This window comes from Acidovorax sp. 94 (genome assembly GCF_003634645.1).
Lineage (GTDB): Bacteria > Pseudomonadota > Gammaproteobacteria > Burkholderiales > Burkholderiaceae_C > Acidovorax > Acidovorax facilis.
The window spans coordinates 1,393,798-1,408,188 of the sequence record NZ_RBJA01000001.1 but is presented as its reverse complement, the minus strand read 5'-3'; the positions used below and the strand labels follow the sequence as shown (position 1 = coordinate 1,408,188).

The following is a 14,391-nucleotide window of genomic DNA, read 5'->3' as shown; positions in this document are numbered from 1 at the left end:
TATGATCCAGCCCATGAATCTGCCCTCCCCCCCCACCCCACCCGTTGCCCAGGCACCTGACACCGCCTTGGACGAAGGCCGCTACCTGGCGGTGCTGGCGCGGGATGCACGGTTTGACGGGCATTTTTTCACGGCGGTGACCTCCACCGGCATCTATTGCCGCCCCGTGTGCGCCGTGCGCACGCCCCGGCGCGAGAACTGCCGCTTTTTTGTGCTGGCCGCACAGGCCGAGAACGCGGGCTTTCGCCCCTGCCTGCGCTGCCGGCCCGAGCTAGCGCCGCAGGCGCTGGTGTGGTCGGTGCAGGACGCCAGTGGCATCCTGGTGCAGCAGGCCGTGCGCCTGCTGGATGCGCCCGACCTGTGGCCCGCCCCGTCCGCGCCCGGCGAAGGCAGTGCCACCGTGGCCCGGCTGGCCGAGCGCCTGGGCGTGAGCGACCGGCACCTGCGCCGCATTTTTGAGGCGGCCCTTGGCGTGTCGCCCCTGCAATACCTGCAGACGCGCCGGCTGCTGACCGCCAAACAACTGCTCACCGATACCCCCATGCCCGTTACCCAGGTGGCGCTGGCCAGTGGTTTTGCGAGTGTGCGGCGGTTCAATGCGGCGTTTTCGGGGCACTACGGCCTGAACCCCACACAGCTGCGGCGCAGCGGCACCACCGCAGGGGCGCAACCCACCAGCACCTTGCGCCTGGCCTGGCGCCCGCCGTTTGATGTGCCCGCACTGCTGGCCTTTTTTGAACGGCGGCAGTTCCACGGTGTGGAATGGGTGCTGCCGGAGGAGACCACGCTGCGGCGCACGGTGCGTCTGCCCGCTTCCTGCACCGGCCTGCCCGGCGAAACCACGGGATGGTTCAGCGCACGCTTTGACGGGGCCCGCCACCAGGTGCTGCTGCAGACCAGCGACAGCCTGTACCCCGTGTTGCCGCTCGTGATCCGCCGCGTGCGCGCCATGCTCGACCTGGATGCCGACCCCGCGGCCATCAACGCCGTGCTGCACCAGCACTTCCCCCAGGGCGACGGCCTGCGGGTGCCCGGTGCGTTCGACGGCTTTGAGCTGGCCGTGCGCGCCGTGCTGGGCCAGCAGATCACCGTGGCCGCTGCGCGCACCCTGGGCCAGCGGCTGGTGGAGAGGCTGGGTGAGCCCATCGAAACGCCCTGGCCCGGGCTGAACCGCCTGTTCCCCACCGCTGCCACGCTGGCAGCGGCCGACGGCGACACCCTGGGCCAGCTGGGCATCGTGCGCCAGCGCCAGGCTGCCATTGTGGCGCTGGCCCGCGCCGTGGATGGCGGCACGCTGGCCTTGCACGCGGGCGCCGACGTGGCCAGCACCACGGCCGCGCTGTGCGCCCTGCCCGGTATTGGCGACTGGACGGCCCAGTACATCGCCATGCGCGTGTTGCGCTGGCCCGATGCGTTTCCGGCCGGGGATGTGGCGCTGCACAAGGCCCTGGGCGTGCAGGGGCACAAGAACCCGGCCCGCGCCGCAGGCGAGGCCTCGCAGGCCTGGCGGCCCTGGCGCAGTTACGCGGTGCTGCGCGCCTGGGCAGCGGGCACCCCGGCGGGTGCCTTGCCACCAGTTCCATCACTATCAAAGTAGGAGCTGCTAGCGCTTATCCATCAAGCGCTGGAGGCCAATTTCATCTAAAAATCGTTCATTCAGTCATGCAATTTCACCCCCACACCGTGCAAATGCGCACCTCCACCGCGCTGGGGCCCGTGCGCCTGGCGGCGTCGCCCGCCGGCTTGGTCGGCGTCTGGTTTGAAGGCCAGCGCCACGAGCCCAGCCAGCGGCTTCATGGCCCCACGGCCTGGGCTGACACGGCAAGCCACCCCGTGCTGAAGGAAGCCGCCCACCAGCTCCAGCAGTACCTCGCCGGGCAACGTGCGGGGTTTGACCTGCCGCTGGACCTTTCGGGTGGCACGCCGTTTCAGCAGGCTGTGTGGCGTGCCTTGCTGGCCATCGGCCGGGGTGCCACCACCAGCTACGGCGCCTTGAGCCGCCAGTTGGGCCGCCCCCTGGCCGTGCGCGCAGTGGGCGCCGCCGTGGGCCGCAACCCGATCAGCGTGGTGGTGCCCTGCCACCGCGTGGTGGGATCGGACGGCAGCCTGACGGGCTATGCCGGTGGCCTTGATCGCAAAGCGGTCTTGCTGACGCTGGAAAATGCGCTGCCCTCCACCTCCCCCAACGCTTTCCGCAAAGGACATGCATGAACAGCCCCGGCAACCAGCCCGTTTCCACCTGGATCGGCGAATTCATCTTGCTGGCGGCGCTGTGGGGCGCGTCCTTTCTGTTCATGCGGCTGGGTGCGTCCGACTTCGGCCCTCTGCCCACGGCCGGGCTGCGCGTGGCGCTGGCCACGGTGTTCCTGTGGCCCATCATGCTGCGCCAGGGCCACTGGCCTGCGCTGCGCCAGCACTGGCGGCCCATCCTGTTTGCGGGGGTCATCAATTCGGCCATTCCATTTGCGCTGTTTTCCTGGGCTGTGCTGCACATTGCCACGGGCCTGACCTCCATCCTCAACGCCACCGTGCCGCTGTTTGGCGCGCTGGTGGCCTGGATGTGGCTGGGTGACCGCATCAACCGCCTGCGCTGGGCGGGCCTGGCACTGGGTTTTGTGGGCGTGGCGCTGCTGGCCTGGCGTGCGCCAGCGGGCACCGGGTTCAAGAGTGACAGCGCCGAATGGGCCATTGCCGCCTGCCTGTTGGCTTCGAGCTTCTACGGGCTGTCGGCCAGCTTTGCGCGGCGCTACCTCACGGGCATTCCACCGCTGGCCACCGCTACCGGCAGCCAGCTGGGCGCGGCGCTGGGACTGGCCCTGCCCACGCTGTGGTTCTGGCCTGCGCAGATGCCAGGCCTGCGCGCCTGGGGCGCCATCATTGCCATTGCGGTGCTGTGCACGGGCATTGCCTACATCCTGTACTTTCGCCTGATCGCCAGTGCCGGCCCCAGCCGGGCGCTGGCCGTGACCTTCATCACCCCCGTGTTTGCGGTTTTGTACGGCACGGTCTTCCTGGGCGAACGCATCACGCCCTGGATGGTGGGCTGCGCCGTGGTCATCGTGTGCGGCACATTGTTGTCAACCGGACTTATCAGGACACTCAGGCCCGCCCTGCCCGCCTCAGAACGGCCCTAAACTTGGCCCATGGGGTTTTCTTCGGGCTTTTGCCATCTGACCAAGTCCGTCAACGGCACCGGGCGCTGTACTGCCACACACATCCCCGGCCGCTCCCCCTGCTACTCCTGGCCTGCGGCTACCCCGCCGCAATTGGCTTGCCCAGGGGTTTTCCATGGGTAACAACACCCTTTTGGCCGCCACAGCGCTGATGTCGCTGCTGCTGGTGCTGGCCTGGCTGCCGCCGCGCGAGTCCTTGCACCCGTCGCGCCGCACCTTGCTGCTGCTGGGGTTGGCAGGCGGCCTCGTTTCCTGGATTTCTTTTGAGGCGCTGCGCTGGAACGCCCCCGAGCTGCGGGTGGTGGCCTACCCCACGGTGGCGGCGTTTCTGGCGCTCTTTTTCAGGTTTCCGGCGGCCATCATTGCGGCGCTCATCGCCCTGGTGGCAGCGGTGCGCACTGATATGTCCGATGCGGTTCCAGCCGTTGCCGTGCTGGGCGTGTCGGTGGCCACGGGGTTGTTGTGGCGCCATGTGGGGGCACGCCTGCAGGTGCCCAAATGGGCTGCACTGATCGGCCTGACGCTGACCCTGCCCCTGGCCGTGTCTGGCAGCCTGTGGGCTACCGACGGCGCATCCGACATGGCGCGAAGCCTGCCATGGCACCACGGCGCCGGGGTGCTGATGCTGGGCGTGGGCCGGTTGCTGCTGGCCAACGGGGCGCGCTCCGAGCTTTCACGCAGCGACATCCAGCAAGCCCTTGCACAACAAGAGCGCAGGCTGCGCCTGGTGCTCGACTCCATGGGTGGCGGGCACTGGGAGTGGGATGTGGTGCAGCGCCAGTTCCGCTGCCACGGCAGCTTCTACGACACCTTCGGCATCACCGCCGCCGATCTGGAGGCGCCAGACCTGTGGCAGCGCTGGTATGCCCGGCGCCACCCGCAGGATGCCGAGCGCAATGCGGCCAGGCTGGCGCGGGCCATGGACGGGCTGGAAGACAGCTACGAAGCCGAATTCAGGGTGATGGACACCGAGGGCCGCTGGCACTGGCTCATGTCGCGCGGCACGGTGGCCACGCGCGACGCCCAGAACCGGCCGACCAGCCTCATCGGCATGGACGTGGACATCACCGCCCACCGCGCGGCCGAAGATGCGCTGCGCTCGTCCGAGGCCAAGTACACGACCTTCTACCAGACGCTGCCCGACCCCGCAGGCATCTCGCGCATCTCGGACGGCCGCTACATCGACGTGAACCCCGCATTCTGCGAGGTGCTGGGGCGCCCGCGCGAGGAGGTGATCGGCCGCACATCGACCGAGCTGAACATCTGGGCCTCTGAACAGGAACGCAAGCGGCTGGTGGAGACCTTCCGCCGCGACGGCAAGGTGGACCGCCTGCCGCTGGTTGCGCAGCGCGAGGGCGGACGCATCCCGGGACTGATGTCGGCACGCTCCGTGCTTGTGGATGGCGAAAACTGTTTTGTGTTCGTTTTCCATGACATGACCGAAGCCCACCGCGCCAGTGACGAGCTGCGGGCCCTCAATGGCCTGCTGCAGCAGGCCGGCCGCCTGGCCCGGCTGGGTGCCTGGGAGGACGAGCGCGGCAAGGGCCTGGTCTACTGGTCAGACGTGTGTTTTGACATCCACGGCCTGCCCCCCGGTTCGCCGCTGCCCCACGACTACATCGACCGCCATGTGGCGCCCGCCTACCGCGAAACGCTGCGCGCCAACTTCCGCTTGAGCATTCTGGAGCGCCGCGAGTGGAGCATGGAGATCGAGGTGCTGCACACCGACGGTCGGCTGGTGTGGGTGCGCGCCATGGGCGAGCCGGTGATCGAAAACGGGCGCGTGACCCGCGTACGCGGCGTGATGCAGGACATCGACGAGGCCAAGCGCGCCGAGCAGCGCCTGCGCCAGTCCGAAGAGCGTTTCTCGCGCATCTTTCAGCTCATGCCCTACCCCATGGGCCTGTCGCACCGCCGCGACGGACGCTATGTGGACATCAACCCCGCCTGGGTGGACATGCTGGGCATCCCGCGCGAGGAGGCCATTGGCCGCACTGCGGTCGAGCTGGGCATCTTCACCGCACACGACCGCGAAAAGCTGATTGCGGAGGTGGAGCGCTCGGGCCACCTGAGCAGCTACGAGGTCAACCTGAATGTGCGTGGCGGCCCACCCCGCACCGTGCTGCAGTCCATGCGCGCCACCGAATTCGATGGCGAGCCGTGCTGGCTGTTCTCGGTGCACGACATCACCGACCGCAAACGCAACGAAGAGCAGGTGCGGGAACGCGAGGAACTGCTCTCGCTCACCATCTCGGCGGCATCGCTGGGCCTGTGGGACTGGAATTTGCAGACAGGCACCGTCACCGGCGACAGCCGCTGGCACGCCATGCGAGGCCTGGACACGCCCCACACCCCACTGGCCTCCACGCAGTGGACCGCCGGCATTGCCCCCGACGACATCGACCGCATCACCAGCGAACTGGCCCGCCACACCACCCACCCCGGCACCCCGTTCGACGCCACCTGGCGCGTGAACCAGCCGGGCGACCCCGCCCGCTGGCTGCGCAACCTGGGCAAGATCGTGGGCTTCGATGCGGCGGGCCGCCCCGCACGCATGCTGGGCGTGGCCATTGACGTCACGCCCCAGCGCGAGCAAGAGGTTCTGCTGCAGCGGCTGGCCCTGTTTGACGCCCTCACGGGTCTGCCCAACCGCGTGCTGCTGGCCCGCAAGCTGCAGGAGTGCATGGACCAGGCGCGCCAGAACGGTCGGCAACTGGGTGTGGCCTACCTGGACCTGGACGGCTTCAAGCCCGTCAACGACCGCCTGGGCCACGGCGCGGGCGACCGCCTGCTGGTGGTGGTGGGGGGCCGCCTCACACGCGCGCTGCGCCCGCTGGACACGGTGGCGCGCCTGGGCGGCGACGAGTTCGTGATCCTCATGCCCGACCTTGAATCCGTGGGAGACTGCGAGCGCATGCTGCACCGGGTGATGGACAACATCTCAGCGCCCTACACACTCGACACCGAGCGTGTGGTGGTCACTGCCAGCATCGGCTACACCGTGTTCCCGCAGGATGACGCCGACGCCGACGCCCTGCTGCGCCACGCCGACCAGGCCATGTACGCCGCCAAGCAGGCCGGGCGCAACCGGTTCCACCAGTTCGACGCTGCGCAGGAACGCGCCCTGCAACTGCAGCGCGAACAGGGCCGCCACTTACGCGAGGCCCTGGCCGCCGCGCAGTTCACGCTGTACCTGCAGCCCAAGGTGGACATGAGGAGTGGGGCCGTGGTGGGTGCCGAAGCGCTGGCGCGCTGGCAGCATCCCGAACGCGGCCTGGTGCCGCCGGGCGAGTTCTTGCCCCTGCTGGAGGGCACCGAGCTGGAAATCGACTTTGGAGAATGGGTGGTCGAAGCCGCACTCACCGTGCTGGCGCAACTGCAGGCACACGGACTGCACCTGCCGCTGAGCATCAACATCGCCGCCCAGCACCTGCAAAACCCAGACTTTGCCGACTGGATGGCCCGGTGCATCGCCCGCCACCCAGGCGTGCCCGGCCACCTGGTGGAAATCGAGATCACCGAAAGCGCCGCCCTCTACGACCTGACCGCCGTGGCGCAAACCCTGACGGCGCTGCGTGCACTGGGGGTGGCGGTGTCGCTGGACGACTTTGGCACCGGCTACTCGTCGCTGACCTACCTGCGCCGCCTGCCCATGGACACGCTCAAGATCGACCAGAGTTTTGTGCACGGCATGATGGGCGACCCCGGCGACCTGGCCATCGTGCAGGGGGTCATCGGCCTGGCCCGCTCCTTCGGCTACCGCGTGATTGCCGAAGGCGTGGAAACCATCGAACAAGGCCAGATGCTGCTGCAGCTGGGCTGCATGCAGGCCCAGGGCTACTGCATCGCCCGGCCCATGCCGCTACAGGATTTCATCGGCTGGACGCCAGGGTGGCAACCGCCGGTGGGGTGGCAGAAAAACCGGCCTGCGTGACTGCGCTCCGGCCGGAGTCTCGCCCCGCTCTGGCCCGGTGCCAGCGCACTGCGCCGATGGCAAAAAATCCGGGCGCTGCAACCGCCAAGGCGGTAAAAATGAATCTCCGTTCTTTTCTTACTATCGGAGGGGTCCCATGAGCGCTTTGACTTTGACCAACAGCACCTCGTACATCGCCCAGTACGTGATTCACCGGGGTGGGCTGGCCCTCGCCCGCCTGCCGGGCCTCGCCCCCGGCGCGACGCTATCCGTCCCGGAGGCCGAAACTTTCGAGATCACGGCCAGCACCATACTGGAAGGCAACACCTATACCTCCGCACCGATAGCAGTCAGTGGTGCGACCCGTTTTCTGGCGCAGGTGAAGCAGCAGCGCGCCCAGCAAACCTACGAATTCGAAGTGGTGACAACACCCAGTAGCGTTGCCAACCAGATGCAATTCGAAAAAACCAGCCTTGGCCCGGTGACCTTCCAGATCACGCACCAAGGTGTGCTAGTACAAGACGTCGTAGTGCCTGACTCATTCGTGCAGGTCACAGTGGAAATCAGCGATGTCTACTCCGTCTACGCCGTCATCAATGGCATCACGACTGACAGCGTGACCACATCCAATCCCAACGCCACCGTCACAGCAGTGTCCGAAGCGACCGACATGGAGTTTGGCTACTTCACCCTGGTGATCTCCTGAGCCCTGGCGTGCCAAGCCCCACGCGAACAGCACGGCGGCCCTTGTACGGAGCCCACTGCGGGTCGAAAAGGCTCGTCACCCCACCAGGTCCTTCACCTGTTGCAGCGCCGCCGGGTCTTCCATCGTCGTCAAGTCACCCGGGTCGCGCCGCTCGGCCACGGCCTGGAGAGCGCGGCGCAGCAGTTTGCCGCTGCGGGTCTTGGGCAGCACGGTCACGAAGTACACACGCGACGGCCGGGCCACCGCGCCGAGCTGGTGGTCCACCTGCTTCATCACTTCGCCTTCGAGCTTGAGGCGCGCTGCATCGTCCGTGAGGCCCGACGCATCGCGTGCCACGGCAAATGCCATGGCGACCTGGCCCTTCAGGCTGTCGGCCACGCCCACCACGGCCACTTCGGCGATGTTGGGGTGGGAGGCAATGCTCTCCTCGATCTCGCGCGTGCCCAGGCGGTGGCCTGCCACGTTGATCACGTCGTCCGTGCGGCCCAGGATGAAGTGGTAGCCGTCGGCGTCGCGGATGCCCCAGTCGAAGGTGCTGTAGATCAGCCGACCGGGAATGCTCTTCCAATAGGTGTTCACAAAACGTGCATCGTCGCGCCACACGGTCTGCATGCAGCCGGGGGGCAGCGGGCCTTCGATGGCGACCACGCCTTTCTGGTTGGCACCGGTCAGTTCTTCGCCGTTGCTCTCGTCGATCAGCTTGACGTGGTAGCCGTACATGGCCTTGCCGGGGCTGCCAAAGCGTGTGGTCTGCTGCTCCACGCCATTGGCCAGCGTCAGGATGGGCCAGCCGGTTTCGGTCTGCCAGTAGTTATCGATGATGGGCACCTGCAGCGCGTCGCTGATCCACTGGGCCGTGGGCTCGTCCAGCGGCTCGCCCGCCAGCCACAGGGCCTTGAGGGTGGAGACGTTGTACTTCCTGAGCCAGCTGGCGTCCTGCTTCTTGAGCACCCGCACCGCCGTGGGTGCCGAGAACATGTGGGTGACCTGGTACTTTTCGACAATGCTCCACCACACACCGGCATCGGGTCGCGTGGGCAAGCCTTCGTACATGATGGTCGTCATTCCCGCGATCAGCGGGCCATAGACGATGTAGCTGTGACCCACCACCCAGCCGATGTCGCTGGTAGCAAAGTAGGTGTCACCCGCTTTGGCATCAAAGATGTGCTTCATGCTGGCGGCCAGCGCCACGGTGTAGCCACCGGTGTCGCGCTGCACGCCCTTGGGTTTGCCCGTGGTGCCGCTGGTGTACAGCGTGTAGCTAGGGTGGGTGGACTCCACCCATTCGCACGGCACCACGGTGTTCAGGTGCTGCTCGCGCAGCGGCGCCCATTCATGGTCGCGGCCCGGCTGCAGGTGCATGGGGGCCAAGCCGCGGTTGACCATGAGTACAGCGGCGGGCTTGTGTTTGGAGAGCGCAATGGCCTCGTCCAGCAATGGCTTGTAAGGCACCACCTTGCCACCGCGCGACCCGGCATCGGCGCTGACCACAGCCACGGGTTCGGCGTCTTCGATGCGCGAAGCCAGTGAGCCCGACGCAAAGCCGCCAAACACCACGGAATGCAGTGCACCAATGCGCACGCAGGCCAGCATGGCAAAGGCGGCTTCGGCAATCATGGGCATGTAGATGAGCACACGGTCGCCCTTCTTCACCCCCAGGTTCTGCAGCACGGCTGCCATGCGCTGCACCTCGGCATGCAGCTCGGCAAAGCTGTAGCTGCGCTCGGTGTCGGTTTCGGTCGAAATGGCCACCAGCGCCGCCTGGCTGGCGCGCGTGGCCAGGTGCCGGTCTACGGCGTTGTGGCACAGGTTGGTGGTGCCGCCCACAAACCATTTGGCAAAGGGCGGGTTGCTGTAGTCGCACACCTGCTGGGGCTGCGTCTTCCAGTCGATCAGCTGCGCCTGTTCGCTCCAGAAGGCGTCGCGGTGGTCGATGGACTGGCGGTAGAAATCAGCGTAAGCGGTCATTGTGGGGGTCTCCTCGGCATCTCTCTCGGCCTGCCAAGACAGCAGGTTTTGAATTCATAATTATTCATAACGGGCTTGCGGCAAACTGACGCAGGGCTTGGCATCGGCCCTGAATCCACTTACACGGGGCCACATCTCCATGGACAAAGCGACTGCCGCCCTGCATTGGGCGCTGTTCCTGTGTACGGCATGCTCTTTCGCCCGCTCTGCTCCCTTGTATGACCAGAAGCACCCGGCATGCAAGGAATCTTTGGTGATGACGATTTTTGAAATAGAAATAACTATTTCACTACTTAATGCATATACTTCAATGCTATGTGGTCCACCCTCATCATGACGCTGCCGACGCAGCCCAACGCCGTGCGGCTGCGCATCTGGCGCAATCTCAAGGCACTGGGTTGCGCCGCCCTGCGCGACGGCGCCTACCTGCTGCCGGAAGAACACGCGGGCCTGCTCGCCCCTATTGCCACCGAGGTGCGAGAACACGGCGGCACGGCCATGCTGCTGACCCTCACTGCGCCGGACAGCGCACAGCGCCAGGAGATCGAAGCGCTGTTCGACCGCACGGAGGTCTTCATGCTGTGGCGCGATACGGCGACTGCCTTGCAGGCGGAGCTGGCACAGCTCACCGAAACCGAGGCCCGCCGCCGCCTGCGTGGCATTGCCGACGCCCTGCAGGCCTTGCACCGCATCGACTACTACCCTGGCGCCGCAGCCGCGCAGGCCGATGCCGACCTGGCCAGCCTGCGTCAGGCGCTGGACGCCTGCTTCTCGCGCGGGGAACCCGCCGCCCTGCCGGCCCATGGCATCAAGCGCCTTGACACCGCCCAGTTCCAGAACCAGCGCTGGGCGACGCGGGCGCGGCCTTGGGTGGACCGCCTGGCCTGCGCTTGGCTGATCCGCCGATTCGTTGACCCGGGTGCGCGTTTTGTGTGGCTGGCCGATCCGGCATCACCGCCTGCTGATGTCCTGGGCTTTGACTTTGACGGCGCCCGGTTTACCCACGTGGGTGCCCTGGTGACCTTCGAGGTGCTCATTGCCAGCTTCGGGCTGGAGACGGACCCCCGCCTGCAGCGCCTGGCCCGCGCCGTGCACTACCTGGATACCGGCGGCATGCCCGTGCCCGAAGCCGCCGGGCTGGAGGCCGTGCTGGCTGGCCTGCGCGAAGTGCATGCGGATGACGACGCCCTCGCCCAGGCCGCCGCGCAGGTGTTCGACGCCTTGTACGCCGTGCCAACCACCCTTCCATCCTCCCAGGCTCCGCTGACCAGCGCCGCACCATGACCACCCCTGCGCCCACCCCCTCCGCCTTGGACCGCCCCACCCCCGTAAGCTTTGGCGAGGCCTTCCTGTTCTGGCTCAAGCTCGGTTTCATCAGCTTTGGCGGGCCTGCGGGCCAGATTGCGATCATGCATGCCGAGCTGGTGGAGCGCCGCCGCTGGATCAGCGAAAAGCGATTTCTGCACGCCCTCAACTACTGCATGCTGCTGCCCGGCCCCGAGGCGCAGCAGCTGGCCACCTACATCGGCTGGCTCATGCACCGCACCTGGGGCGGCATCGTGGCCGGGGCGCTGTTTGTGCTGCCTTCGCTGTTCATCCTGATCGCGCTGTCGTGGGTGTACCTGCGGTTTGGCGATGTGCCGGTGGTGGCGGGCATCTTCTATGGCATCAAACCCGCCGTGACCGCACTGGTGCTGCACGCAGCGCACCGCATTGGCACGCGGGCTCTCAAGAACCGCTGGATGTGGGGCATCGCTGCCGCATCGTTTGTGGCCATCTTTGCGTTCGACACGCCCTTCCCTGCCATTGTCCTGACGGCCGGGCTGATAGGCTACTTTGGCGCACAACGCTGGCCTGGCGTGTTTGCCCTCGGAGGCGGCCATGCCGACGGCCACAAGGGCTACGGCCCAGCACTGATCGACGACGACACCCCCACGCCCCCCCACGCCCGCTTCTCACGCAGCCATCTGGCCAGGGTGCTGGCGGCCGGGCTGGCGCTGTGGCTGGCGGCCATGGCAACGCTGGTCGTCACCCAGGGGGTACAAGGCACGCTCACGCAGATGGGCTGGTTCTTTACCAAGGCCGCGCTGGTCACCTTTGGCGGCGCTTATGCCGTGCTGCCGTACGTCTACCAGGGCGCGGTGGAGCAATACCAGTGGCTCAGCGGCCCGCAGATGATCGACGGCCTGGCGCTGGGCGAGACCACGCCCGGCCCGCTGATCATGGTGGTGGCCTTCGTCGGCTTCGTGGGCGGCTGGCTGCAGCAGGTGTGGGGCCCGGAAGCGCTGTTTGCAGGCGCTGCTGCCGCCGCCACGGTGGTGACGTTTGTGACCTTTCTGCCCTCGTTCATCTTCATCCTCGCGGGCGGCCCGGCGGTTGAGGCCACCCACGGCAAGCTCGGTTTCACCGCCCCGCTGTCGGCCATCACCGCCGCTGTGGTGGGTGTGATCCTGAACTTGGCGCTGTTTTTTGCCTACCACCTCCTATGGCCCAAGGGTTTTGGCGGGGCGTTCGATGCCGTGTCGGCGGTGATCGCCGTGGGCGCACTGGTGGCGCTGTTTCGTTTCAAGCTGGGGGTGATGCCGCTGCTGGGGCTGTGCGCGGCCGTGGGGTTGGCAGTGACCTTCCTCAAACCCTGGCTGGCCTGAACCAGTTGTCATCCACTTCCCGGGAGTATCCCCATGCAAGCACGTCCCCAAGCCCTTCCCCTTGACCCGGCCACGCTGCCCGGGCTGTCCGAAAGGCTGCTGCGCAGCCACCACCAGAACAACTATGGCGGTGCGGTGGCGCGGCTCAACGCCATCCGGGCGCAGCTCTCGGGGCTGGACTTTGCCTCCACGCCCGGCTTTGTCGTCAACGGACTCAAGCGCGAGGAGCTGATCGCCAGCAATTCGATGCTGCTGCACGAACTGTACTTTGGCAGCCTGGGCGGCGGTGGCGCCGCCCCTGCCCCCGGCATGTTGCTGGCCCTGGCGGCCAGCTTCGGCAGCGCGGAGCGCTGGCGTGAAGAGTTTGTCGCCATGGGCAAGGCACTGGGCGGCGGCTCGGGATGGGTGCTGCTGGTGTTCCAGCCGCGCGATGGCACGCTCGTCAACCAGTGGGCCAGCGACCACACCCAGGCTGCTTCCGGTGGGGTGCCCATCCTCGCGTTGGACATGTATGAACATGCCTACCACCTCGACCACGGCGCTGCAGCGGGCGCGTATGTCGATGCCTTCATGGCCAATATCGACTGGCCTGCCGTGTACGAGCGCTACCAGCGCGCGGTCCACGCCGCCAGCGAGGGCTTGGAGGCATCGGTACAAGACGCGCAGCAGGCACGCCATCGCATCGATGTGCGCCGCGCTGGTGTTTACAACGCCGCCACCACCATCCTGCCCAATGCCCCCTGGCGCGACCCAGTGGCCATCGACGCCTGGGCCGGTGAGCTGCCGACCGACGAAGAGGTGGTGGTGTACTGCGTCTATGGCCACGAGGTCAGCCGTTCCACCGCGTTGCGCCTGCGTGCCGCAGGCATCAAGGCGCGTTTTCTGCAAGGTGGCATCGACGGCTGGATCGCGGCGGGCCAACCGGTGCAGGCCAAAGCCTCAGCATTGCCCACGGGTTGAGCCGGGACTGACTGGACACCCGTCCACAGCTTCGTCGTATCTCTAAAATTGATAGCAATCAGCGCTTGTCAGATAAGCGCTAGAGGCAAAAAAACTCCTATTTCTAATCGCGGCCCCGTGTGCCGCAATGATCGGGGTTTGGGCCCATTCCATGCGTCATACCTTGGCTCACTCAGAGGCGGCCCAAACCTCTACCCATCTCACGATGCCGGTTCAGCAACCGCCCGGGTGCGCAGCCTGCGCTCATAGGACTCCCGCTCGCTGAAAGCCACAATGCGCCGCCCGCGGTAGTGCGCGTATTCGTCCACAAAGGCCTGCACGCTTGCGTACGGCCCGGCGATGTGGCCGGGGCGTTTGGAATCGGCAAAAAAATAATGCTGCCCGCCCCGTTCGAACGACACCAGCCAGTGTCGGCGCAGCGTGTTGCCGCGCACAGAGACGGGGTCGAACTCGATCATCAGGTAGCGCGGCTGCACGCCGGGTTGCAGGGTTCGCAGCGTCTCCAGCGCAAAACGGGCCACGTCCACACACACGCCGCGGGGGGCTGCAAAAAAGGCGTCAGGCGCCAGGATGGGCATGCGCCCGCTGGCCTGGCGCTGGGTTTCAGACAGCTGCATCGCGCGGTCTGTGTCGTACCGGAACCGCGCGCCAATCCAGGCGTTGATGTCTTCTGGGCTCTGCCAGCGCTGCAGCGCTTCGTCGTATGTCGGCGCGTCGATGAATGGGCCACGCGGGGCAAACGCCGCCTCGGGGGCGTCGGAGTTGGGATCCGCGGCCTGTGGGACTGCACTGCAGCCACTGAGCGCCGCCAACGTCGTGAACGTCGCCAATAGCCATGCACACGACGTAAAGAACGACCGCCTCGCCCCTTCAGGCGCCGCGCGGCGCAAGTTGACCCAAAAAACAGGGGAAGACGAAGAATAAAAACGTCGGTACATGAAAAAACCACCTTGTTGGGCTGCCCAAGCATAGGCTTTGGGCGCTCGGGTGTCTTCAATTAGATGACCGCCGCTGACCAGTGCT

General features: G+C 66.7%; 10 protein-coding genes. 8 read left to right on the top strand and 2 right to left on the bottom strand.

The genetic code is table 11. The annotated features are described in order from the left end of the window. Positions 1-13: 13 nt before the first annotated feature. The 5 genes from C8C94_RS06580 to C8C94_RS06560 all read left to right on the top strand — a co-directional run bounded on the left by C8C94_RS06580 (position 14) and on the right by C8C94_RS06560 (position 7,792). Positions 14-1,597: a DNA-3-methyladenine glycosylase 2 family protein gene (locus C8C94_RS06580; RefSeq protein WP_233573420.1), complete on the top strand. Its 1,584-nt coding sequence runs from the start codon at positions 14-16 to the stop codon at positions 1,595-1,597. 65 nt (positions 1,598-1,662) lie between these two features. Continuing rightward, the gene (locus C8C94_RS06575) at positions 1,663-2,211 is read left to right on the top strand and encodes a methylated-DNA--[protein]-cysteine S-methyltransferase (protein ID WP_121420150.1); all 549 of its coding nucleotides are present in this window, start codon (positions 1,663-1,665) and stop codon (positions 2,209-2,211) included. Continuing rightward, positions 2,208-3,134 carry a DMT family transporter gene (locus tag C8C94_RS06570; protein WP_055401926.1) on the top strand — a complete coding sequence of 309 codons (927 nt, stop codon included), beginning with the start codon at positions 2,208-2,210 and terminating at the stop codon, positions 3,132-3,134. Before C8C94_RS06575 ends, C8C94_RS06570 begins: the two co-directional genes overlap by 4 nt. Positions 3,135-3,288: 154 nt before the next feature. Continuing rightward, entirely contained in the window at positions 3,289-7,107 is a 3,819-nt protein-coding gene (locus C8C94_RS06565) for an EAL domain-containing protein (protein ID WP_121420149.1), read from the top strand. 136 nt (positions 7,108-7,243) lie between these two features. After that, positions 7,244-7,792, top strand: coding sequence for a hypothetical protein (locus tag C8C94_RS06560; RefSeq protein WP_121420148.1), 549 nt, complete (start codon positions 7,244-7,246; stop codon positions 7,790-7,792). A gap of 75 nt (positions 7,793-7,867) precedes the next feature. On the opposite strand, the gene C8C94_RS06555 is transcribed toward C8C94_RS06560, so the two are convergent. Continuing rightward, entirely contained in the window at positions 7,868-9,802 is a 1,935-nt protein-coding gene (locus C8C94_RS06555) for a propionate--CoA ligase (RefSeq protein ID WP_255424255.1), read from the bottom strand. A gap of 273 nt (positions 9,803-10,075) precedes the next feature. Between C8C94_RS06555 and C8C94_RS06550 the strand changes: the two genes are divergently transcribed. Genes C8C94_RS06550 through C8C94_RS06540 form a run of 3 tightly spaced genes read left to right on the top strand, consistent with a single transcriptional unit; the run spans position 10,076 to position 13,368 of the window. Next, positions 10,076-11,044: a chromate resistance protein ChrB domain-containing protein gene (locus C8C94_RS06550; protein WP_121420146.1), complete on the top strand. Its 969-nt coding sequence runs from the start codon at positions 10,076-10,078 to the stop codon at positions 11,042-11,044. Continuing rightward, positions 11,041-12,408, top strand: coding sequence for a chromate efflux transporter (gene chrA, locus C8C94_RS06545; RefSeq protein ID WP_121420145.1), 1,368 nt, complete (start codon positions 11,041-11,043; stop codon positions 12,406-12,408). The genes C8C94_RS06550 and chrA overlap by 4 nt, the downstream gene beginning before the upstream one ends. 33 nt (positions 12,409-12,441) lie before the next feature. Continuing rightward, positions 12,442-13,368 carry a Fe-Mn family superoxide dismutase gene (locus C8C94_RS06540; RefSeq protein WP_121420144.1) on the top strand — a complete coding sequence of 309 codons (927 nt, stop codon included), beginning with the start codon at positions 12,442-12,444 and terminating at the stop codon, positions 13,366-13,368. 200 nt (positions 13,369-13,568) lie between these two features. Here the strand turns inward: C8C94_RS06540 and C8C94_RS06535 are convergent, their stop codons facing one another. Continuing rightward, positions 13,569-14,198: a hypothetical protein gene (locus tag C8C94_RS06535; protein ID WP_121420143.1), complete on the bottom strand. Its 630-nt coding sequence runs from the start codon at positions 14,196-14,198 to the stop codon at positions 13,569-13,571. Positions 14,199-14,391 lie beyond the last annotated feature (193 nt).